Source organism: Bartonella schoenbuchensis R1 (assembly GCF_002022685.1).
Classification (GTDB): Bacteria; Pseudomonadota; Alphaproteobacteria; order Rhizobiales; family Rhizobiaceae; genus Bartonella; species Bartonella schoenbuchensis.
In genome coordinates, this window is the sequence record NZ_CP019789.1 from 1452988 (window position 1) to 1475731 (window position 22744).

20 protein-coding genes and 1 pseudogene are annotated in these 22744 nt (G+C 44.8%); 3 read left to right on the forward strand and 18 right to left on the reverse strand.

The window, feature by feature from the left end; translation table 11 throughout:
• Positions 1-66 precede the first annotated feature (66 nt).
• From BscR1v2_RS06520 to BscR1v2_RS06580, 16 genes and pseudogenes are all read right to left on the reverse strand, one after another.
• A complete protein-coding gene (locus BscR1v2_RS06520) occupies positions 67-1530 on the reverse strand; it encodes a hypothetical protein (protein ID WP_078690146.1) in 1464 nt (487 codons plus the stop codon).
• A gap of 189 nt (positions 1531-1719) precedes the next feature.
• Positions 1720-2433: a phage adaptor protein gene (locus tag BscR1v2_RS06525; RefSeq protein WP_078690336.1), complete on the reverse strand. Its 714-nt coding sequence runs from the start codon at positions 2431-2433 to the stop codon at positions 1720-1722.
• A gap of 270 nt (positions 2434-2703) precedes the next feature.
• Positions 2704-3822 (reverse strand): N4-gp56 family major capsid protein, encoded by a 1119-nt coding sequence (locus BscR1v2_RS06530; RefSeq protein WP_078690147.1) that lies wholly within the window; start codon positions 3820-3822, stop codon positions 2704-2706.
• Between the two features lie 149 nt (positions 3823-3971).
• Positions 3972-4775, reverse strand: coding sequence for a hypothetical protein (locus BscR1v2_RS06535; RefSeq protein ID WP_078690148.1), 804 nt, complete (start codon positions 4773-4775; stop codon positions 3972-3974).
• A 587-nt stretch (positions 4776-5362) separates the two neighbouring features.
• Positions 5363-7216 (reverse strand): portal protein, encoded by a 1854-nt coding sequence (locus BscR1v2_RS06540; RefSeq protein WP_418214931.1) that lies wholly within the window; start codon positions 7214-7216, stop codon positions 5363-5365.
• Between the two features lie 78 nt (positions 7217-7294).
• Positions 7295-7438 carry a hypothetical protein gene (locus BscR1v2_RS08035; RefSeq protein ID WP_153302005.1) on the reverse strand — a complete coding sequence of 48 codons (144 nt, stop codon included), beginning with the start codon at positions 7436-7438 and terminating at the stop codon, positions 7295-7297.
• Between the two features lie 517 nt (positions 7439-7955).
• The gene (locus BscR1v2_RS06545; protein WP_078690149.1) at positions 7956-9281 is read right to left on the reverse strand and encodes a PBSX family phage terminase large subunit; all 1326 of its coding nucleotides are present in this window, start codon (positions 9279-9281) and stop codon (positions 7956-7958) included.
• A 291-nt stretch (positions 9282-9572) separates the two neighbouring features.
• Positions 9573-9719, reverse strand: coding sequence for a hypothetical protein (locus BscR1v2_RS08040; protein WP_153302006.1), 147 nt, complete (start codon positions 9717-9719; stop codon positions 9573-9575).
• Entirely contained in the window at positions 9709-9894 is a 186-nt protein-coding gene (locus BscR1v2_RS08045) for a hypothetical protein (protein ID WP_153302007.1), read from the reverse strand. Before BscR1v2_RS08045 ends, BscR1v2_RS08040 begins: the two co-directional genes overlap by 11 nt.
• Positions 9895-10030: 136 nt before the next feature.
• On the reverse strand, positions 10031-10360 hold the full coding sequence (locus tag BscR1v2_RS06550; RefSeq protein WP_078690150.1) for a hypothetical protein: 330 nt from the start codon (positions 10358-10360) through the stop codon (positions 10031-10033).
• Between the two features lie 1564 nt (positions 10361-11924).
• A pseudogene (gene clpB / locus BscR1v2_RS06555) lies at positions 11925-14506 on the reverse strand (ATP-dependent chaperone ClpB).
• Positions 14507-15107: 601 nt separating this feature from the next.
• On the reverse strand, positions 15108-15287 hold the full coding sequence (yacG, locus tag BscR1v2_RS06560; protein ID WP_010704294.1) for a DNA gyrase inhibitor YacG: 180 nt from the start codon (positions 15285-15287) through the stop codon (positions 15108-15110).
• A 423-nt stretch (positions 15288-15710) separates the two neighbouring features.
• The gene (locus BscR1v2_RS08050; protein ID WP_153302008.1) at positions 15711-15875 is read right to left on the reverse strand and encodes a hypothetical protein; all 165 of its coding nucleotides are present in this window, start codon (positions 15873-15875) and stop codon (positions 15711-15713) included.
• A gap of 1060 nt (positions 15876-16935) precedes the next feature.
• Positions 16936-17565 carry a Maf family protein gene (locus BscR1v2_RS06570; protein WP_078690152.1) on the reverse strand — a complete coding sequence of 210 codons (630 nt, stop codon included), beginning with the start codon at positions 17563-17565 and terminating at the stop codon, positions 16936-16938.
• A gap of 299 nt (positions 17566-17864) precedes the next feature.
• Positions 17865-18083, reverse strand: a complete 219-nt coding sequence (gene infA, locus BscR1v2_RS06575) for a translation initiation factor IF-1 (protein WP_004857577.1) — start codon at positions 18081-18083, stop codon at positions 17865-17867.
• Between the two features lie 275 nt (positions 18084-18358).
• A complete protein-coding gene (locus BscR1v2_RS06580; RefSeq protein ID WP_153302009.1) occupies positions 18359-18580 on the reverse strand; it encodes a hypothetical protein in 222 nt (73 codons plus the stop codon).
• Between the two features lie 850 nt (positions 18581-19430).
• Here BscR1v2_RS06580 and purE point away from each other — a divergent pair.
• Together purE and BscR1v2_RS06595 are read left to right on the forward strand one after the other, a co-directional pair.
• Complete coding sequence (purE, locus tag BscR1v2_RS06590; protein ID WP_078690155.1) at positions 19431-19946, forward strand: 5-(carboxyamino)imidazole ribonucleotide mutase; 516 nt, start codon at positions 19431-19433, stop codon at positions 19944-19946.
• Positions 19930-21042, forward strand: coding sequence for a 5-(carboxyamino)imidazole ribonucleotide synthase (locus tag BscR1v2_RS06595; RefSeq protein ID WP_078690156.1), 1113 nt, complete (start codon positions 19930-19932; stop codon positions 21040-21042). The genes purE and BscR1v2_RS06595 overlap by 17 nt, the downstream gene beginning before the upstream one ends.
• Before the next feature lie 749 nt (positions 21043-21791).
• On the opposite strand, the gene BscR1v2_RS08425 is transcribed toward BscR1v2_RS06595, so the two are convergent.
• Positions 21792-21917 (reverse strand): hypothetical protein, encoded by a 126-nt coding sequence (locus tag BscR1v2_RS08425; RefSeq protein ID WP_257787974.1) that lies wholly within the window; start codon positions 21915-21917, stop codon positions 21792-21794.
• Positions 21918-22136: 219 nt separating this feature from the next.
• Positions 22137-22271 carry a hypothetical protein gene (locus BscR1v2_RS08430; protein WP_257787975.1) on the reverse strand — a complete coding sequence of 45 codons (135 nt, stop codon included), beginning with the start codon at positions 22269-22271 and terminating at the stop codon, positions 22137-22139.
• 297 nt (positions 22272-22568) lie between these two features.
• Between BscR1v2_RS08430 and ykgO the strand changes: the two genes are divergently transcribed.
• Positions 22569-22694 (forward strand): type B 50S ribosomal protein L36, encoded by a 126-nt coding sequence (gene ykgO, locus BscR1v2_RS06600; RefSeq protein ID WP_034990194.1) that lies wholly within the window; start codon positions 22569-22571, stop codon positions 22692-22694.
• Positions 22695-22744 lie beyond the last annotated feature (50 nt).

Sequence of the window (22744 nt, forward strand, 5' to 3'; positions counted from 1 at the left end):
AGCCTATTACTTGCCCACTTACTAGCCCCTTACTTACTTGGCTCACCCACACTCTTGTTTAACAGCTCACCGCAGGCCAGCAGATTTTAACGCCACATCAAATCCGGTTATATGTGACCAGTTAGCCCCTTCAGGAATCCGCAATTTAAAGCGATAAAACCGCGCCCTCACACGACAACGAACCTGACCTGTATGAGAGGAAGGTTGCCGTTCTGGAAACCAAACAATTTTTTCCTCGATCGATTGGCGCAAACGCATCCCCACAGACACGTAAAATTCTGTACTATTAACCTGGGGCATAATATTGCTCACACGGGTCATTATGCCACTTGTCTGTCCCATTTCTTGCGATGTCACCACACACGCCATTGGTTCACCAGAAAATGACCCAAGCCTGCCTTGTTGATCAAACGCACCAAGAACAGGTGCTTCATTTTGCCAAACTTTACTGTCGAGAGAAAATGGCAAATCATCCAAACTACAAGAAACCCGATCAAGCCCTTCCAAGCTGTATCCAGCAGAAAAAATAGGCAAAATCACTGCAATATTAACAGTCGCCACAGACCACTTTTGCAAACCCCAATCATAAATCAGCAAGGTGCGTTCTTGCGTATTCTCATCAAGATCAATCATCCAATAAACACGCGTATAAACACCATCAATCGCAGACCACAAAATAGGTAGGCTACTTTGATTAATTCTTGTAATCATAGTCCGATCGACTTTTTCAAAGCCAATGGGTGTAATGTGTCCATCAATGGTAATTTGGTAAAATCCCCCCTCATCAATGAAGAAAGCAAGATCACCTCGACACACAATTGATTCAGAAGTCTTTGCACCTCGTTTATCGTGGATCTTTTGAAAACTAAAAATAATCTTAGACCCAGGAATAAAGGACCCAGCATAAATAGCCGAACGCATAAAGATCAGTGGATTGGTAGTCTCTGTTGCCCCTTGCACATATCCACCATCAGGAAAATCTTGATAATCGCAGCTTTTTTTGCCCACAGTCCAAAATTCTGCATCATTTAACCCAGACCAATGCACACGTCGTGGGTGCTCAGTTAATTTCATCAAACAAACAAAATCACCCCAAACACGTACAATCCCAGCCTGTGGCGGGTTTCCTCCTAAATCTCTAAAAGTTTCATCATGATCAATATCAATAACCTGTGGTTTATCGTTAGCATTAACAGCAATGACATAATCACCAAACAAAGCAAATGACCAAGGCGCATCGATATTAGCAAAATAAGTTTTTCCCTTTTGGCTAATATCTTTCCACTGCATGCTTGTATTATCGAGAAGGTAGATTTTTTGTTCCGTCCCAACAATAATAGACACACCATTTTTTGTCCTCACAGCAATAGCGCCTAAAATCGTATCAGGGCAAGGCTGAGACAAAGAACTAAAGCTTGGCATAGGAATATAAGACCCATCAGCAGGCAGCACATTGACAAGCTCATCAGTAAAAAGACCATTAATATCAGCAATATCAGGTCTATATTCAGCAACTGAAAAAAAAGCCATTTAAAACCCCATAAACCCAATCATCTAAACCCCACAATCACTTAAAACCCACAGCCATCAAAACTTTCGCCAAGCACTCAAACCCAAGCACTCAAACCCAAGCACTCAAACCCAAGCACCCAAACCCAAGCACCCAAACCCAAGCACCCAAACCCAAGCACCCAAACCCAAGTACCTAACCTTAAGCATCTAAAACCCTGTTGGCATAATTTGTGAGCAACCCTTTTTGCGCGATGTTTCATAACGCAAAATCTGAAGCTGTTCTTGAAAATCGCCCAAAGAAACAGCAGCACATTCAGGATCTTTAAGGATATTTTTATAAAGTTCGTATTTTGCCCGCGCTTTAATAAAATCAAAAGCATGAACAAACCAAGGATGATCTTCCCCCTCCATGCCCCCTTCAACAAAACGCAAAGCACTATAGGAAAGACGAACTGTTCCAACAGTTTCAGGCGTCGGAAAAAGGCCTATTTTGCGCTGACAATAAGTATAAAAAACAGGCATCCCCTGCGGTGGGTTGGCCCCATAATCTTTTTGCAACGTCTTAGCAGTTTTATAGATAAGTTGTGTTCGTGTTGCACCACCATGTTCTAAAAACACACCTTCAAGAGCCCCTACTGTTTTAATTAAGCCCTCCACCGTCTTAATCAAAACATCGTCTTCTTGCCCATACCACGTTTGCCCACTTCGTGTTTTGAAAGTCACCTCTTTGTGCTCATTAAAGAAAAAAGGTTCCCGTTCACATATGCGCAAAGCAGCACAAATGGAATCATAAATTTGAACATAATATTCACCCGTTGTATCATCAATCTCATCTTGAATAAGCTCAACCATGCGAGAAAAAGTTGTTGCACAACCTGATTTGAAATCAAAAGGATGAGTATCGACAGCTGGAATAGTCATTGGCATAAACAATCTCTTTATACGTGTTATCTTCTCCCCCAACAAAATGCTCTGTTGGGAAAGAACAATGTCAAAAACGCCTTAAGGTACCCAAATAGGTGCATAAAAGCGCACCCTCACCTTAAAAAAGCCTCTTAAAAATAGGTGCGCCTTCACCTTTCAAATAGGTGTAAAACAGCCCTCACAAGGCCACTTTAATAGGCGCACCCCAAGCCTCATCAATTAAGCACAAGGCTAATCTTAAAGGTCTCAAGCAGGTTCTAAATAACCTCAAACAGGTTCTGAATAAGTTGAAATAACGATCGTTCCAAAATCTTGCTTTCCTTGGGAGCTTCCTGGCAACTGAAAGACAGGTTTTTTCATCCCAATAATCGTTTTGGCAGCCACACCAAACTCACGTTCATAGTCAAAGAGCTCTTCCACCAATTTATAGCGTGTCGCCCCACGGTCTTTACCAAAGGCAATAACAGCACTTTGCGCCCCAAGTAAAACAGCACGGCGTGTATTCTTAACATAATTATTATTTAAAACTGTCTCCACACCTGCTGTCACATGTGCAGCTTCACGCAAAATAACGCCATTATACATACCAAGAGACCCATTATAGATAGGGTTCTTCATGCGGCTTCCACTATAAATCGCTTTGGTAATATCAAGCCACTGACCAGGCTCTGTATTGGTACGCAATTGTGTCACTTGTGTTGGGTGAAGATACATCACATAAACACTTTCCCCATCAACACGCACTGGTCTAATTTTTGGCATTGCAAGCTTAGCACGTTCCACCGCTTGATCAATTAACTGTAGAGTAAACACATCCTCTTTTTTCAGATCCTCATCTTTCTCTTTCCCATTAGGGCGGATGATGCGTTTATTGGTTGGAGCAGTTGGCTTGTTAAACCCATAATGGACAGGTTTTAGCTCAAACTCTTGTCCTTCAAAGTCTATCTTTTCTGCCGAATATCCACACACCTGAATGAAGAACATCATGCTTAAACGGTCAGCATACCAATCAACCAAAGCATTTTTAGCTTCTGCACGTAAATTATATAAAATACGTTGCTGATCGATTGTTCCTTCATTTCTAACACGCACAGCATGAGAAAGTTCATTAATAACCAAGCGATCGTTTGTAAATTTCAAGGCCTCTTCTTTACCTTCAAGTTCCTCCCCTTCACTCACACCTTCACCACACAAATGCATACGTAAACCAAAGGTAATGGAATCACCACTTGCTTTAGTGGTCTCATCTTTCAACTGTATGATGCTATTGGAATCTCTCCCAATTAATGGAGCGATAGAAGTCGCCTTTGAAATTTCCCCATTAAGTAATTTGGACCATGCTTTTACAGTCAATGCATTATTGACGTCGATACTAGTTACAGCCATTATTTCCTCTTATATATAGTCTTGATTAAAAATCCGGCCAAAAGCCGGTTGCCGAGTGTTCCCCCTATCTGATAATCAGATACCTGATAACCAGAACAGCGGTCACTTAATGATGCGTTGTGTTTTTTGGCAGATTTCTACCTCTCTTTTTAAAGATCCACATCGCCCATTAAACGATTAAAAGCAGCTTTATTGTTAGGATCATCAATCCAAGTACTAAACTCTGCCTCAGACATTTTGTCGAGCATTTCCAAAGACATAGAGCCCTTTGGATTCAAACCATTATAAGCAGAAAGTGTACGTGCAGAATTTTGCCTTTCCTGCACATGCTCAACAACATTTTGCATAGGGGCAACAGTGTTAACAGTGTTGCCTTGCTTGTTTGTATATCCCATATTGTGCGCAATAGAGTAGATCACTTGCGCAGGGTTTTGTTTGTTTTGCGCACAATCACGCAAAATCTGCTTCAACTCATTACCAATCAATGTATCAATAACTTTGGGATCGGCTCTTTCAGGGTAGAGAGAAGCGCAAGAAGCCAGCTGTTTTGCACGCATATCATAAACAAAATCAGCAGCTTGATCAAAATCATGATGCTTGTGCTTAATAGTCGCAACAGACTGACTAAAAAAGGAACGCAGCTGCTCTGCCTCTGAGGGGGCAGAGGTGTTTTTGTCGTCTTGCGCTTGCACCAATTCCTGTTGTGTTTGATCCTGCTGTGCCTGAGTTTTTTTCCCCAGCCACTGCACATAACCCATAAAATCTGCATTGGGGTCTGGCTGAACCTCACCCCCCTGAAGTCTTAGTGCTTCTTGAGAAACTTCGCCCTTTTGAGAATTGTCATCAAAAGATATGCTCTCGTTTTCCTCTATCGCTCCACCCTCTCCATTTTCTTGAAGAGGATCTTGTATGAGTTGGCTTTGCTCTTCTGGCGTTAATATTTCTTCATCCATTGTGCTAACCTTCTTTCTTCAATAATGCTTGCTTCTCAAATAATGCTTGTAATGCCGGCTTCTCAGGCAATGCTTCTAAAAACAATGCCCTTCTTCTTAAAACAATAAGGTGTGCCTCTGCCTTTCCCTATCGCTTCACTCTCTCCACTTGTCTTTCAAAAAAAACCCGCATGCGTTTGTCCTGCTCATCTTCCAGCCACAATGCTCCCCCTCACCAACTTCAACGCCTCTTCATCGCCTCAAAACAACACCTTCTCATCTTCCAGCCACAATGCCCCCTCATTCCTCAGACACAAACGCCCCCCTCATCCAGTATCCTCATCCACGGTACCAGCTCTTGCCTCACACGCATACCCCTACTAAACAGCCTCTCCCAGGCAATAAGCCTTCCTCCCTTTAAAACAACAACTCCTCATCTTCCAGCCACAAACGCCTCCTCGTTCCTCAGCCACAAACGCCTCCTCGTTCCTCAGACACAACGCTTCCTTACCCAGTGTGCCCTTCCCCCTTTAAAGGCAACACCTTTCTCCTCAACAAAACCCCACCCCATCACCCATAAGGAGCAATGAAGACACATTTCTTACCCATTAGGAAGTTTGTTGGGCATTTTGCGCCATACGCAAAAGAGCTTGGATCGCTTGCTTTGTCTCTTGTGCACTCCCATCTTGTGTCCCAACTTGTTGGTCACTTTGCAATTGCCCCTGCTGCTGCCCAGCTTTTGTAGCAATTTTGTGAATGAGCGATGCCGGCAAAGGTGAATAGCGTAACAAATCGAGCATAATATCTGGTGTTGCAAAATTTTGCATCAAAGGAAGCAACTGCGTAATCACAGCAAAGGTACGCTCTTTTTCATTAGGGCTTGTTGGAGCATCATCCACCACAATATCATATTCCAAACTTGTAATATCTTCGCGTGTCAGCGGAACATACTGAGCATTTTCTTCCCCAGCAATGCGCACCAATCGCCCATCAGAGAGATAATTTTGAATAAGATAAAGAATAATTTTTCCCTGTCGCTGTCGATAGCGTCGCAAACCATCAAAGAAGGATGCCAACAAATTAAGCGATGATTGGCGGCGTTGTTCTTCAAGAACGCCCGGTTGGTTTACCGCACGTGTTCCAACAAATTCAGCAGACAATCCTGTAACTTGAGAAATAGCCCCCTTTGCTTCATTAAAAAGCTGGAAAAAGCCGTTGGGGAATTGCCCAGCAGGTTTTGGCTGTATTCTTCCACCAGCCAAAGCACCACTCTTAAGCCATGTAATACTATCAGCCCTTGCCCAGCTTTCCATAGCCTGGCGATCATCATCAAAAGCATCTCGTTCAGCCATCACCCCACCTTTGGATTGGCTATTGAGCAAATGCATCACTTGACTAAAATACTTATTAGCCCACCGTTGTGGATCTTTTGCAGGTTTCACAACCCCGTAAAAATGTCGACTGAATTTATCAAAATAGCCCGTAATGCACTCCCACCCCAATTGATTAGATGGCACCAATGGCTTATCAGGTGCTTCAAGTAATCTTTTGCCCAAAAAAGCACGTTTAACAACTTTTCTTGTCAATCTTGTTGCTTGAATATGCGGATTATTTTTACGCAAAAATTGAAAATCTTCCTCAGAATAATCAATATATTGCCCAGTTTCTAAGTTGAGAACTTTATAATAAACCTCACGTTCAAACCACCGGCATTCAGCCAGTGTCACCATTGTGCGCTCATGATAGCTAAATTCATCGTCGATTGTATCTCCATAACTTTGTGCACCACTTCTACCTGAGCGTGTTGAAACAAGGTGGTGTGCCCAATCGGCATGCAGATCACTCCAATGAACATCGGGAAACATTTCTTGCGCAATCTCTAAAGGCTTCTCATCAATATACCATAAACGCTGCGCATCAATAAGATTAGGCTTAACAGCACTTGCATCCCATACCATTTTCATAGGATCCAAGCGCGCAATTACAGGCTTTCCATTAGGGTCATCTTCATAATCAAGCCGCGTATCAGTCCAACCCATTCCACAAATAATGGCATCTTGAAAAGCGTCAGAATCTTCATATTCCCCATCAGCCTCATCACGAAACCATTCAGCCGCTCCCGTTAAGATCTGATTGGCCAGAGCTGCTCCTGGTTGCCGAGGAATGAATTGAACTTGCCGTTTATTGTTGCGCTCAGCCCCAATTACAGCATTCACCAAAGGAGCAATGCGGTTAAAAGTCATCACAGGTCTATTGTGTTCTCGCAATATAGCAAGATCTTGCTCATTCCATTGGCGCCCATTATAAAAGTCATAATCTTCCTGAGCGTTTTTTCGCCACTGTTCGACATGGGCAATATCTTCCTGATACCAGGCAACAAGCTTTTTAAACAGTGCCTGATGTTGAAGCGTCTCGATCGGATCGATGAAAGATGTCTGTTGGTCCATTAAAAAATCACCCATAATGTTAAAAACCCATCCACGATGGTAAATTCACTTACAATGTGCAAAACCTCGCACAAACCTTATCCCCTCACAAACTCAATCCTCGTCTTCACGATTTTTCCCCTTCGTGGTCTTCACTCCCCTAATATCGCTCAAAACGCCCATGTGCTTCAAAACAGCTACAAGCTTAAAAAGCCACCCAATACACCCACGAACCTTCATATCCTTAATTCCTCTCATATGCTCAAATCCTTCTCCCAGCCTCAATTCCCCTCACAGTCTCAAACTCTTCTCCCAACCTCAACCCTTCTCCCGGCCTCAATTTCCCACGAGCTCAAATCCCACCTACTCTTCACACGAGTTTCCCCCTCACAACCTCAAATCTCACCTTCACGCTTACTCCCCTCGCGGCCATTCTCATCCCTCTCACAAGCTTTCACCCCTCTCATACGCTTCACCCCCCCATGAAACCCCTCAAGCCACCCAATACATCCACAAACCCCCTCATATCCCCAATTCCTCTCACAGCCTCAATTCCCCTCACAACCTCAACCCTTCTCCCGGCCTCAATTTCCCACAAGCTCAAATCCCGCCTACTCTTCCACACGGGTTTCTCCCCCACGAGCTCAAATCCTCACCTTCACGCTTACTCCCCTCGCGGCCATTCTCATCCCTCTCACAAGCTTTCACCCCTCATACGCTTCAAACCCCCATGAAACCTCACAAACCACCATGGTATTTCAAAGCATCTATGCGCTCAAAAAGCCATCCACGAAGTTGAAGAACTCTGAGAAGAACGATAAACATTTTTTCGCGGCTGGATATTGGGCTGTTCATAAGCAACACACATCAACCCAAAACTATCAGCCCCATGGCTTGCCCAATCATGTTCAGCTCCCAAACCAATATTACGCTGTTCGTCGCGCTTTTCATGGTACCACGCAAGTGCTTTTCGTCCTGCTGTTGTCGTATCACGATTAAACCATATAGCTGGAAATAAACGCCTCACAGCTTCAATACGCATTTTGACAGCACCCACTCCTTGGTTTGGAATAATTTTGGTCTGAAAACCAGCGTGTTGGAGAGCACTTTCAAAACTAACATTACAAACACGATCTTTTGTCGCCCCATCATGGGGCAAAACCATTAAAGCCTTGTCATATCCCCTTTGGCACATCCATCCAATATGTTCAGATAAAGGTTGCCCTTGTGCTTCATAATAATCGAGAACACGGATCTCGCGCCCAATAAATTGCGCAACCCACAAAGCCGTCGCATCAGCCTTTGCTCCCGTTCCACCAATATCCCAAAAGATCTTAATCTGAATGAGCGGGTCACGCGGCACATGAGTAATGCGTCCTTCCTGCTCAGCCTCAAGCAATAATTTTTGATAATATGCCCCTTGCACAGCCTGTAAATATTCTCCTTCCCAAATATGATTGTACTGCTCAGGCCTTTGTGTAAAATCAGCTTCCCTAGCACGATTGAGCCTATCAGGAAATTGAGGATTATCCCTCCAATTGATTTCAACTCCCTTGATATGGGGGTCCTTCACAGCACGAAATCGCTTTTCAACAGGGGCATTCTCGCGTAAAGGGTTCCACGTAACCCATAATTCACAATGCCAATTTTCCCCTTCTTCCCGCAAAGTTGGAATCAATGTTTGCCAAGCAGTCTCAGTAACAGGCTCAGCCTCATCAACCCAACAAAGCAGAATGCGCCCCATTGATTTAATGCTTGCAATATTGCGATCCAAACCAGCAAATGCATAAATAATACGTCCATCTTTTGATCTAACGTATTTATCACCAATCTCATAATAGTCTCTCAAGAAACTGTAAGATTCAATAGCGCGTTTAATTTCCTCTAGCGAACTTTCATTCAGCGAATTTTGGAACTGTCTTGCACATAAAATAATACCTCTCTCCCCTGCCTTTCCATGCCGATACCCAACCACAGCCGACATCAGGGCAAAAGAGCGTGTTTTACCAGATCCACGTCCTCCCCAAGCAGCACGCACATCAGCCTGACCAGAAAAAACAGGAATCAATTTCGGAATAAGAGCAATTTGAACAGTCGTCATTACGAGATATCATTGTAACATTATGAGAATAAGCCAACCCCACAGTAGATTAAGCACAATACCATCCATCCCCTCACCAACTTACAGCAACACTTCCCCCATCATGGTGAGCGTCCTCACCACACGGGGATCTCTCCTCACCACACAAACCTTTCCACCGCACAGACCTGCATCAGCCACACCAGAGCCCCCTCATCACGTGGCCTTCCTCACTATGCCATACAGCCCCTTTCTACTGCATGCAGTCCTCTCCACTGCACGCATGCTTCCTCCAACACCACACACAACCCCTCACCAACTTACAGCAACACTTCCCCCATCATGGTGAGCGTCCTCACCACACGGGGGGTCTCTCCTCACCACACAAACCTTTCCACCGCACAAACCTTCATCAGCCACACCAGAGCCTTTTTGCCACACAAGCTCTCTAGCTATCACACAGCCCCCTCACCACATGGCCTTCCTCACTATGCCATACAGCCCCTCTCCACTGCACGCACGCTTCCTCCAACACCACACACAATCCCTCAACAACTACACAAAACTCCCCCCGCCACACATAGCCTTCTTCACTAAAGTTTCTCACCATCCCAACCAGCCAAACTGGCTGCACCGAAAAATCACTGCCCAACTATCAACAAGAGTCCACATAAAAAAACAGAACTCAGTGCTAAAATGCACGAGAAATTGAACACAAACCCACAGCCAACAAAAATACCCACAACCAACAGAGCAAAATTTTTAGAATGTCATACATCAAAAACAGATGTCTTACGATCATCCGTTACTGCAGCTTTAGGAGTCACCGGCACAATTTCAACACGCGACACTGTCTTAACATCACTACCTCCTTCCCCACTTACTTGCAAAGGCAAAACCTTTGCTAAAAGCGAGAAAAAAGACACTGGATTATTAATCGCATGATATTCAAGATAAGACACCAAGCCATCACGGCCATAGTGATCTCCTGCTTGCGTAGCAGCCGCCAAAAGAGCATCTTTGAGTAATTTTGTGTTTTTATTCAATGAGCCTTTAGGCCGCCCTCTTCCACGCACAGGAACAGACTGTTCTTTCGTCACATTAACATTCCTTTATCGGCTATAAATAAATTTATCGCAGCCCCTCATAAACCTTAACACAAAGCCACTCATTCACCTGTTTTATGTAAAAAAGCTCGAAACTAAACACCAATCAAAAATCAGTAAACGTTCTAATGTCTCCAAACAAGAAGAACTCCATAACCTCTAACAATAAGAACTTCCCACAATAAAGAATGGGCACCACCCAATCACAAAAAAGCCCCTCTCTTTCATGCTGCCAAACACATCGTATCAACCACACGCGCCACTAATAACAATACGATTTCCCCACAAAGAAATAACCGCGCATGAAAAAGTAAAAAAATCTCCCCTCTCAAAGCATCTTACGTCCAAAGACCTGTAAAACCACCTCAGTCACTCCTCCTCATCAATCCCACCACGACAATAATCTCCCCCATAAATCCACACAAGATACACTTAAATGACAAGCAAACAACACCCCATCAGGGCGCAAAACCATCAACCCATCACAAGAAAGCTTGAGAAAACTGTAATCTCAATCACACATAAAACCGTGAGCAAAACCCCACTCAAATAACAAGCAAACAACACTCCCATCAGGGCGCAAAACTATCAACCCATCACAAGAAAGCTTGAGAAAACTGTAATCTCAATCACACATAAAACCGTGAGCAAAACCCCACTTAAATGACAAGCAAACAACACTCCCATCAGGGCGCAAAACTATCAACCCATCACAAGAAAGCTTGAGAAAACCGTAAGCTCAATCACACATAAAACCGTGAGCAAAACCCCACTTAAATAACAAGCAAAAAGCACTCCCATCAGGGCGCAAAACTATCAACACATCATAGAAAAGCTTGAGAAAACCGTAAGCTCAATCACACATAAAACCGTGAGCAAAACCCCACTCAAATAACAAGAAAAGCGCAAAACCTAATCAAAAAATGACACGCAAATTATAAAAACACGATAAATCTGAAATAAGCGAGAAAAGCTCTAAACACACCACGCACAAAACACAAGGCACAAACCCCAGACATAAGCCACTAAAACCTCTCTGGCCCGCCTACGCCCCAAACACCTTCAAAAAGCTCTTAACTTATTTAAAAAAGCTCTCACTTTAAAAACTCTCACCCAAGTAACAAGCAATTGCAAGCAACTTCTCCCTCACAATTCACCCCTCAGCCCCTTCTCACAAGAAAGGCACAAAACTTACCTCCTCCCCTCCATCGTCAACACCCCTATATCGCCGGTAGTTTCCACACTCGCGATAACTCTTACATTATCAACATTTCACCGACATTTGTTTACTGATTCACCGTGTTCACTTGTTCAACCGACAGACATTTGTCATAAATCATCATGTCTTATGAAATCTCGCCTATAATAGGGCACCACAATCACACCACACAACACCCCTGCGCGGCAGATAACACAGCAGATACATCCCCACGAAAACCTATTTTCAAACACTTATGGATGAGAGATACAATTATGATTATGCTATAATAATATCAGTTTACGTTCACCTTGTCAACTCTTATTAACTTTTTCTCTTTTGATTCTAAACACTTGTGGGCTAACCCGTAATAGGGGAAAAAGCCAAACGATCACCAGTTTTTGTAATAGCAACTGTTGTTTCATCACCAATAACCCCAAGCAAAATATCTTCAGCCAAAGGATCTTGAATTTCCTTTTGAATAATGCGCTTTAAAGGCCGTGCCCCATAAAGCGGGTCATAACCCTTATTTGCTAAAAATTCTTTTGCTTCTTGCTCGATCTGGACTGTAATTTTGCGCTCACCAAGCAAATTTTGCAAATGTTTGATCTGAATATCAACGATCGCTTCCATATCTTTACGTTGCAATCGCTCAAAGAGAATAATCTCATCAACTCGGTTTAAAAACTCAGGCCGAAACGCTGCTTTAACAATACGCATAACATCATCTCTAGCCGCATCAGTTGTTTGTCCTTCAGGTAGAGCCGTTAAAATATCAGCCCCAAGGTTAGAAGTCATAATGAGCAAAGTATTACGAAAATCAACTGTGCGCCCTTGGCTATCGGTTAAACGCCCTTCATCAAGCACTTGCAATAAGAGATTAAAAATATCAGGATGCGCTTTTTCAATTTCATCAAAAAGAATAACCTGATAAGGTCTGCGTCTTACAGCTTCTGTCAATACACCGCCTTCTTCATATCCAACATATCCAGGGGGCGCACCAATCAGCCGTGCACCGGCATGTTTTTCCATATATTCAGACATATCAATGCGCAGCATTGCATTAGAGTCTTGGAATAAAAAAGCCGCAAGTGCTTTTGTTAATTCGGTTTTTCCAACACCCGTTGGCCCTAAGAACATGAAAGACCCAATAGGCCGGTTGGGATCTTGCAATCCAGCACGGGCACGGCGCACAGCACGGGCCACAGCCTGAACAGCATCTTTTTGCCCCACAACACGTTGGCCGATCTCATCTTCCATACGTAACAATCGCTCACGTTCTGCCTCAAGCATCCGATCAACAGGAACCCCCGTCCAGCGTGAAACAATCTGTGCCACATGTTCAGCCATCACAATTTCTTCAATCAAATTGTTGCGTTGCTCATCATTTTCAGCAGCACTTAGTTGCTTTTCAAGATCAGGAATCACACTATAGGCCAATTCCCCAGCTTGTTGAAATTGCCCATTGCGCTGTGCAATAGCCAAAGCATTTCGCGCCTCTTCAAGCCTTTTTTTCAAATCAGCAGCATGCCCCAATTTTTGCTTTTCAGCCTGCCAAGCCCGCGTCATTTCAAAAGACTGTTTTTCTAATGTATCAAGCTCAGCTTGCACCGTTTGCAAACGCTCTTTTGCCGTAAGGTCAACTTCCGTTTTCAAAGCTTCTCGCTCAATCTTTAACTGCAAAATTCGCCGATCAATATGATCAAGCTCTTCTGGCTTGGAATCAACCTGCATACGCAACCGCGCCGCAGCCTCATCAATAAGGTCAATCGCCTTATCAGGCAGGAAACGATCCGTAATATACCGGTTTGAAAGGCGTGCAGCAGCAATCAAAGCACTATCAGCCAAGCGCACTTTGTGGTGTTGTTCGTATTTTTCTTTAATCCCACGTAAAATAGAAATCGTATCATCAAGTGTGGGCTCAGGCACAAAAACAGGCTGAAAACGGCGTGCTAAAGCCGCATCCTTTTCCACATATTTGCGATACTCCTCAAGCGTAGTCGCCCCAATACAGTGGAGCTCCCCCCGGGCTAAAGCAGGCTTAAGCAAATTAGAAGCATCCATAGGTCCGTCAGATTTCCCAGCACCAACAAGATTATGCAATTCATCAATAAACAAAATAATCTGCCCATTTTCAGCTTGCACATCTGCTAAAACGGCTTTTAAACGTTCTTCAAATTCACCGCGATATTTTGCCCCCGCAATCAGTGCCCCCATATCAAGCGCATAAAGATGTTTATCACGCAACGTTTCAGGACATCCCCATTAACAATACGCAGTGCCAAACCTTCAACAATTGCAGTTTTTCCAACACCAGGCTCCCCAATCAAAACAGGGTTATTTTTAGTCCGGCGTGATAAAACCTGAATAGCCCGGCGAATTTCTTCTTCCCGACCAATAACAGGGTCAAGTTTCCCTTCGCGTGCATCTTTTGTCAAATCGCGCGCATATTTTTCCAAGGCATCATACTGGCTTTCAGCATGCGCACTTGTCGCCGTTTTTCCTTTTCGCATCGCATTAATCGCTTGGTTAAGAGCCTGTGGTGTCACCCCTGCGTTGGATAAAATATCGGCAGTTTTAGCCGCTTTCTCCATAACAAGCGCTTGCAATACACGCTCCACAGTCACAAACTGATCCCCGGCTTTTTGCGCCAAATCCTCAGCCATTTTTAAGACTTTCGCCAAAGGCTGCGACATATAGAGCTGGCCATTTCCACCCTGCACTTTAGGCAAAGCATTAAGCGCATCTTCAAGCGCATCTTTAAGCGCGGCCAAATTACCCCCAGCTTTTTGGATCAAAGAAATAGCCAAACCTTGACTATCCTCCAACAGTGCTTTCAACAAATGCTCAGGCATAAATTGCTGATGATCACAAGCAAGAGCACTACCTTGTGCTGTTTGTAGAAACATCTGCAGCTGTTCGCTATATTTGTCCACGTTCATTGTTTTTCCCTCTCTTGCACTCTCACATGCCTATCCCTAAAAACACCACTTAAAGAACTCTCTTTCAGTCCACACTCCAATTGTTCATACATACAATGACACTAAGCAATCACCCACTGTAACAAATGAACACACTGTAACCAAATTATCACACCTTAAAATATGGGTTCTCACAATAATCATGGCAAGAGGGAAATGTGCCAATCATGGCAAAAGGCGGGCAAATAACAAGTATAACAAAAAGAGAATAAGAAATAGCATTATTGAAAAACATGATAACACGCATAAGAAGCGCACTTTTTCTTAAGTGTTCTTTCTTTTTATATTTTTTATTCCCACACGCTTCTTTTATTCCAGCATACTTCTTTTAATCTACTCCATTTTTATTTTATTCAATTTTTACTCTATTCCACTCTATTCTCATTCTATTCCACTTTATTCCACTTTCACGCCACTCTATTTCATTCAACATTTCATTTAACTCCATCACTTTCACTTAATTCCGCTACAGTCGCTATAGTGATGTATATACTCCTCCATTAACAACTTCTTCATTAACAATTAACCGTGTAATTTTTGCCAATCTTTTATTCTTTTTCATCTATTCTTCTTCATCTGTATTGTGCGGCGGTGGCGGTAAAATATAAGCACCTGAAAGCCACCGATTTAAATCAATTGCCCGGCATCGTGAAGAACAGAAAGGATAAGAATCCTGCTGTGACATTTTCCCGCATTCTGGACAAGGGCGCAATGGGCGCCGTGGTGTTGATTGTTCCTGCATCACTTCTCCTTTTTATAAATTTCGCTTCTCCTTATACATCATCCTCCTTCTTTTCACCTCCTCAAATTCATCCTCTCCAATCAAAACCCACAAGCACACACTCATACCACCCTCACACTCCACATCTCTCTTCTCCCTGCTTAAACCTACCCCACACATCATTCTCCCGCTTCCTCTTCCAAAGCCACCAGCACGTACACCACACTTCTCTAGCTCCCACCCCCTTCATCCACAAACCCTCCTTACAACTTTGCCCCCAGCTCTCTCTCACTCACACTTTCCACCACCCCAAGCACCCCCCCGCATCATTCCCCTTTCAAACCTACCTCTCAAACCAAAGCCCCCGGCATCCCCCCAGCACTCTCCCACCCTCACTGCCACTACCCCACACAAGGACTCAACGCTTCTCTCTCAACACTCCCTTCACCCTACAGTGCCTCCTCTTCTCACATTGTCCACCACCCCCAACCCCTCTTCATCCACAGATCCTCCCCTCGCAGATCCCCTTCTCATCCAAAAACCCTTCCTACAACCCGCCCCAGCACTCTCCCTCTCGCACATCAATCTGCCTTCAAATCTACCTCTCAAATCAAAGCCCCCAGCATCCCCTCAGCATTCATTCCTCCACACTGGTGTAACTCACCCACTCTACAGAGCACACCCCTCTTCACAACTTTGTCCCCAGCTCTCCCCCACTCCTATTATCCCACGCAAGCACTCAAAACTTCTTTCACAAATACTCTCTTCACCCTACAGTGCCTCCTTTTCTCACATTGTCCACCACCCCCAACTCCTCTTCATCCACAAACCCTCCCCTCGCAGATCCCCTTCTCATCCACAAACCCTTCCTACAACCCGCCCCAGCACTCTCCCCCTAGATCAACCATCTCAAACCAAAGCCCCCGATTCTCCCCAGTATTCCCCACACACTGATACAACCACCCCCCTTCTCATCCACAGATCCTCCCTACAACCTTTCCCTCAGCACTTTCCCACCCGCACTACCACTGCCTCACACAAAACGCACCCTTTCCTTCCTCATCCCCAACTCTCTCTCGCCCCTTCCTCCAACACCCTTCCACAATACAACGAACCCAACCCTCATCACCCAGCATTCACGGCACACCATTCCCCTTCTCATCCACAAACCCTTCCTACAACCCGCCCCAGCACTCTCCCTCTCGCACATCAATCTGCCTTCAAACCTACCTCTCAAATCAAAGCCCCCAGTATCCCCCAGCACTCTCCCACCCTCACTGCCACTACCCCATACAAGCGCTCAACGCTTCTCCCTCAAACACTCCCTTCACCCTAAACGCCTCTTCTTCTCACACTTTCCACCACCCCCAACCCCTTCTCATCCACAAACCCTCCCTACAACCTTGCCCTCAGCACTTTCCCACCCGCACATCAATCTGCCTTCAAACCTACCTCTCAAACCAAAGCCCCGGCATCCCCCCAGCATTTCTCCACACTGATGCAACTAACCCACTCCACAGAGCACACACCTCCCTTTTCCCTTTATTCCCACACATCACCTCCCTTTCGTGCACCACTCCCCACCACACAATACCTTCTTACCCCACACTACCACCCTTCTTTATGCTATCTAAGCAGCACCTTAGCCTCCTCATTTTTAAAGTATATTTTAAGCCCACTTGGAGAGAACAGGGTAATGATAAGATGTTAAGAGATCCATTGTTTGAGCCAATGGCAAACCAACCACATTGGAATAAGAACCAGAAATATTGGTAACAAAAGCCCCAGCTTTGCCTTGAATAGCATAACCACCAGCTTTTCCTTCCCATTCCTGGCAAGCTAGATAAGCCTCAATCATTGAAGGGGTCAAACATCGAAAACGAACACAACTTTTGACCAATTGAACAGTTTTCCTCCCACATTCGTTCACAACACAAACAGCACTATATACATTGTGAGAACGCCCAGACAGAAAGCTCAAATATTCATAAGCTTCCTCTTTTCCACCAGGTTTAGGAAGAATAACACGCCCAACAGCAACAACAGTATCGGCAGCCAAAATCAGACATTTTTCCGATAACACAGCATGTTCGCTAACATGATCAGAACATAACATGCTTTCATAAGCTTTGAGCGCTTTTTCACATGCCAAGCGTTTAGCCAGATGAGCGGGATGCTCTTTTGGTTTTGGCGTTTCATCGATCACAGCCGCATAAACCCGGCTTGGATTAACACCAATTTGCGCCAAAAGTTCTAAACGACGTGGAGAAGCAGAAGCAAGTACCAAATCGATTTCCATAGCGAAAACCCCTTTGAGATTGCGTTAAAACGCATCACCTGACTTTACTTTGACACTCTTTCCCCTGCAAAAGGAATCTCTTAGAACCACCAGACCTTTTTAGCAACCATCAAACTTTATTGTGTGAACTTTATGCCACACCCCACTTTGCTTACGACCCGCTTTTCCCCCACAAACAACTTGGAATTTTTTTAAACACATGCACCAAATCGTTTTAAAGTTTCTGCATTTTTGAAGAACTCTATGAACTTTTATTGAAGCAATTGGAAAAGTTTTGAGAAAGTAGCCCCTGCATCCCTTTATTTATAGCGATACGTAATACGTCCCTTTGTCAAATCATAAGGGGTCATTTCAACCATAATTTTATCACCAGCCAACACACGAATACGGTTTTTACGCATTCTTCCAGCGGTATGAGCAATAATTTCATGATCATTTTCTAGTTTCACGCGAAACATTGCATTAGGCAAGAGCTCGGTTACAATACCAGAAAACTCCAAAACTTCTTCTTTGGACATAAATAAAAGGCTTTCTTTATAATGAATTGATTGGATTTTATTTTACTGACTTTATTTTTATTTTACTGATTTTATAACGCAAATTTAATGTAAATTTATTGATTGCTTATACATCGCAAATTATTGGACGATACTCATATCGTATTTTTACGGTTTTGTGAACAGGGATTTAACATTTTCCTTTGCATTTATTAACAATCATGATCAAAACAGTGTTGATTTAGGGTTTTCTTGCCTGTTTTAATTTAAGAGTTTTGATCTTAAAAATCCTATTTTCATCGCTCTCTCCCGCCTCTTTCCAACATCCCCCTATCGCACATCACTCTGCCTTCAGATCCACCCTTGCAAACCCACCCCCTCCAACCAAAGCCTCCCAGCATACACTCAACGCCCAGCACCTCTCTCCCAAACATCCCTATCACCCCTCCAGATCCATCCTCTAAAACCAAGCTCTCGGCATCTTCTCCCCAGCATCCCCCTCCAACTAACACACCCAACCTTTCCCACAAAGCACGCCCTTTCTCTCCTCATCACTCAGCACCCCCCTCACACATCACTCTGCCTCCTCATATCCCATAAGCACTCTCCATAACCTTGCCCCCAGCACTTTCCCACTCGCACTACCCCACACAGCACCCAACATTTCTCTCCCAAACATCCCTATCACCCCTCCAGATCCATCCTCTCAAACCAAGCTCTCGGCATCTTCATCCCCAGCATCCCCCTTCAACTAACACACCCAACCTTTCCCACAAAGCACACCCTTTCCCTCTTCATCACCCAACTCTCTCCCACCTCTTTCTCCAACACTCTTCCACAACACAACAAACCCAGCCTCTCATCACTCAGCACCCCCTCTCACACATCACTCTACCTCCTCATATCCCAGACCTCTCCACAACCTTGCCCTCAGCACTCTCCCCCTCCACAAATGTATCCAACCTTCCCCACACAGCGCCCACAACTCATACCCTCTAACAAAAGTCCCCGGCATATCCCCCAGCATTTCTCTACACCAACGCATCTCCTTAAACTCACCCCAAAAACACCCCCACACTCCCATCACACACCGTGCATACTGCCATCACCCAATAACCTTACCCCATTATCTCTATTTGCCTCTCACAAAGTACAATTTGAGATGAGTCAATTAAAGAAAAACAGTTGACGCTTATTACTCGACTCTGCAAAAAATTACTTTGATCGTGCAAAAATTAACTTTGCAAAAAAATGGAAAACTTTTAGAATAGCAACCTTTTAAAAAGCAAGAAAGTGGATCTTTCAAGCAAGCAAGAAAGCAGGTCCCTTTGACAACACATAAAGTCTGGCAACAAAAAAGGATGTGGAATGGCCAAACACACATTTGACGTCGCGATTGTAATGGGCAGCCAATCAGATTGGCAAACAATGCGCCACAGCGCGGATATTTTAACACAGCTTGGCATTTCTCATGTCTCACAGATCATTTCCGCCCACCGCACCCCTGATCGGCTTTATCATTTTGCAAAAGGGGCAAAAGCAGCAGGCTTTAAAGTTTTGATAGCAGGCGCTGGGGGGGCAGCACATCTTCCCGGCATGCTTGCAGCCTTAACCCCATTGCCTGTTTTTGGCGTTCCTGTGCAATCACGCATCTTATCGGGTCAAGATTCTTTACTTTCCATAGTGCAAATGCCTGCAGGCATACCAGTTGGCACATTGGCAATAGGCAAAGCAGGCGCCATTAACGCAGCGCTTTTGTCAGCAGCAGTAATGGCTGTTTATGATGAAAGCCTTGCTAAGCGCCTTGAAGAATGGCGAAAACAACAAACAGAAAATATTGCTGAATACCCTATGAATGAGGTTTTAGATGCCCCATCCTCCTGAGAGTTTACAACCAGGAAGTATGATTGGTCTGATTGGTGGCGGGCAATTGGCTCGCATGTTAGCGATGGCAGCAGCAGAACTTGGCTATCGCACAGTTGTTCTTTGTCCTGAAGCACATTGCCCAGCAGCGCAAACAGCCAATCATCATATCGTTGCTCCTTATGATGATGAGATAGCGTTAGACCGTCTGATTGAAATGTGTGATGTTGTCACATATGAATTTGAAAATCTTCCTCTCCAAACAGCTCATTATATTGAGAAAGAAAAGCGCCTTTATCCCTCATCTAAAGCTTTGGAAATTGCGCAAGACCGGGTTCTTGAAAAAACCTTTTTAAATGAAAAAGGCATTCTCACAGCTTCATGGTATGCAGTCCATAATCGTGCTTCTTTAGTTTCAGGGCTGTCTGCATTGGGTGGACATGGCATTTTGAAAACAAGACGCTTTGGCTATGATGGCAAAAACCAGGTTGTCCTTCATCACCCTAGTGAACAAGCCATTGATGCAGCTTTAAGCGCCCTTCACTATCAACCCTCGATTTTAGAAGAAATTGTGCCCTTTTCATCGGAAATTTCAGTCGTCTCATCCCGCTCACCCCAGGGAGCTTCTGCCGCCTATGACTGCCCTGAAAATCAGCACAAAAATGGTATTCTTCATAAAACATTTGTTCCATCAAAAGTTTCATATGCCATCCAAGAAGCCGCGCAAGAGGTAAGCTCTATGGTTATGCGCACGCTTGATTATGTTGGTGTCTTGTGCATTGAATTTTTTGTTTTAGCAGATGGCCGTTTTCTTGTGAATGAATTTGCCCCTCGTGTACACAACTCTGGTCATTGGACGCAAAAAGCATGCATAACCTCACAGTTTGAACAGCATATCCGTGCCATTTGTGGCCTTCCTTTAGGTAGCACATACCGCCACAGTAATTGTGAAATGACCAATCTTCTTGGCCATAATTTGGATGACTTCAAACATTTTCTCACACAAGAACGCACATCAGTCCATCTATATGGTAAAAACTCTGTACAACCAGAACGCAAGATGGGTCATGTCATCCAATTAACAGGGCCAGCCACTCCCTCTCCTCATCTTCCATAATCTACCACCCTTCTCCCCCATAAAGCCCCTTCCAAGCACTCCCCTCTCATTTTCCATCCTTTTCCCCTATATCCTTCCCACTCCTTAGCCCCACACCACACCGCAGCCCGCACCCCTTTATCAACCCAGCAAACAATCCTCCCCTCAGCACACCCCGTCCATCACCTGCTCTCAATCTCTCCCTTTACCACTCGCACACCATTCCCCTCCAGATCCACCTTCTCAAACCAAAGCCCTCGACATCTTCTCCAGCATTTCCCCTATACCAATACAACCAGCCTGCTCCCACCAACGCCCTCAAGCCCTCCTCTCCACCACCTACACATCACCCACCTACACAACGCCCCATACCTTCTTCACCCCCACGCTCCATATCCTCTCCCTCCCACACACTCTCTCCCCCGCTCCCCCCCATCCTCTTTCCCTAATATCCTTCCCACTTACACTAACCCAACAGAGCCCCCACCACAAACTCCCCCCACACCACACCGCAGCCCGCACCTCTCTATCAACCTAGCAAACAATCCTTCCCACCAGCACACCCCACCACCACCTACTCTCAATCTCTCCCTTTACCACTCGCACACCATTCCCCTCCAAACCCGCCTTCTCAAACCAAAGCCCTCGACATCTTCTCCAGCATTTCCCCTATACCAATACAACCAGCCTGCTCCCACCACAAACTCCCACACACACTGCAGCCCGCGCCACTCTATCAACCTAGCAAACAATCCTCCCCTCAGCACACCTCAATTCGCTCTCAAGCCCTCTTCTTCCAACACCCCCTTATCTGCACACCATTTCCCCTCCAGATCCACCTTCGTCAAACTAAAGCCCTCGACATCTTCTCCAGCATTTCCCCTATACCAATACAACCAGCATGCTCCCACCAACGCCCTCAAGCACTCCTCTCCACCTACACATCACCCACCTACACAACGCCCCATACCTTCTCCACCCCCACGCTCCATATCCTCCCTCTTACCCGCATCTCTCCCCCCATCTTCTTCCCTAATATCCCTCCCACGCACACTAACCCAACAGAGCACCCACAACTTATCCCCCACACCACATCTGCAGCACGCACCTCTCTATCAACACCCAGCACAAACTTCCCTACCAACGCACCTCACCCACCAGCCTGCTCCCACCAACGCCCTCAAGCACTCCTCTCCACCCACACAACACCCACCTACACACCCCATACCTTCTCCACCCCCACGCTCCATATCCTCCCCCCCTCACTTGTCCCCAAGCTCTCCTTGCCTTCACACCCCACATCAGCCTCCCCTGCTCAACAATACACTCAATACCCTTCCCTTTTTCCTTAATTCTACAGCAAATGCTTAGTTGACAAAACTAAGACACCCTGCTAGAAATTTATCTTTCTTCTTATTCATTAGCGATGAATGGTGTTATCTCTTTGAGAGAAGCGCGGTGTTTTTTTAAAGCGGTGATGAGAGAAACTATATGATGATGCCAAAAGGGTATCATATCATGAGTATGCGTTATAAACGGTGATTATTATGAAAATTAAAAATTCGCTCAAAGCACTCAAAACACGTCACCGCCACAATCGGTTGGTGCGCCGCAAAGGTCGTATTTACATCCTTAATAAAACCAATCCGCGCTTTAGAGCACGTCAAGGTTAATAATGGTGTGGCCTGCTGTTTTTTGCAGGCACTTTGCTTTTTGAAGGCTC

Excerpts from the sequence above, each read along its gene's own strand:
- BscR1v2_RS08430 (WP_257787975.1), bottom strand. The coding sequence starts at position 22,271 with ATGGAGCGTGGGGGTGGAGAAGGTATGGGGTGTGTAGGTGGGTGTTGT.
- BscR1v2_RS06520 (WP_078690146.1), bottom strand. The coding sequence starts at position 1,530 with ATGGCTTTTTTTTCAGTTGCTGAATATAGACCTGATATTGCTGATATT.
- BscR1v2_RS06545 (WP_078690149.1), bottom strand. The coding sequence starts at position 9,281 with ATGACGACTGTTCAAATTGCTCTTATTCCGAAATTGATTCCTGTTTTT.
- purE (WP_078690155.1), top strand. The coding sequence starts at position 19,431 with ATGGCCAAACACACATTTGACGTCGCGATTGTAATGGGCAGCCAATCA.
- yacG (WP_010704294.1), bottom strand. The coding sequence starts at position 15,287 with ATGCAGGAACAATCAACACCACGGCGCCCATTGCGCCCTTGTCCAGAA.
- BscR1v2_RS06525 (WP_078690336.1), bottom strand. The coding sequence starts at position 2,433 with ATGACTATTCCAGCTGTCGATACTCATCCTTTTGATTTCAAATCAGGT.
- BscR1v2_RS06570 (WP_078690152.1), bottom strand. The coding sequence starts at position 17,565 with ATGGAAATCGATTTGGTACTTGCTTCTGCTTCTCCACGTCGTTTAGAA.
- BscR1v2_RS06540 (WP_418214931.1), bottom strand. The coding sequence starts at position 7,216 with ATGGGTGATTTTTTAATGGACCAACAGACATCTTTCATCGATCCGATC.
- BscR1v2_RS06535 (WP_078690148.1), bottom strand. The coding sequence starts at position 4,775 with ATGGATGAAGAAATATTAACGCCAGAAGAGCAAAGCCAACTCATACAA.
- BscR1v2_RS06595 (WP_078690156.1), top strand. The coding sequence starts at position 19,930 with ATGCCCCATCCTCCTGAGAGTTTACAACCAGGAAGTATGATTGGTCTG.
- BscR1v2_RS06530 (WP_078690147.1), bottom strand. The coding sequence starts at position 3,822 with ATGGCTGTAACTAGTATCGACGTCAATAATGCATTGACTGTAAAAGCA.
- BscR1v2_RS08035 (WP_153302005.1), bottom strand. The coding sequence starts at position 7,438 with ATGAGAGGAATTAAGGATATGAAGGTTCGTGGGTGTATTGGGTGGCTT.
- infA (WP_004857577.1), bottom strand. The coding sequence starts at position 18,083 with ATGTCCAAAGAAGAAGTTTTGGAGTTTTCTGGTATTGTAACCGAGCTC.
- ykgO (WP_034990194.1), top strand. The coding sequence starts at position 22,569 with ATGAAAATTAAAAATTCGCTCAAAGCACTCAAAACACGTCACCGCCAC.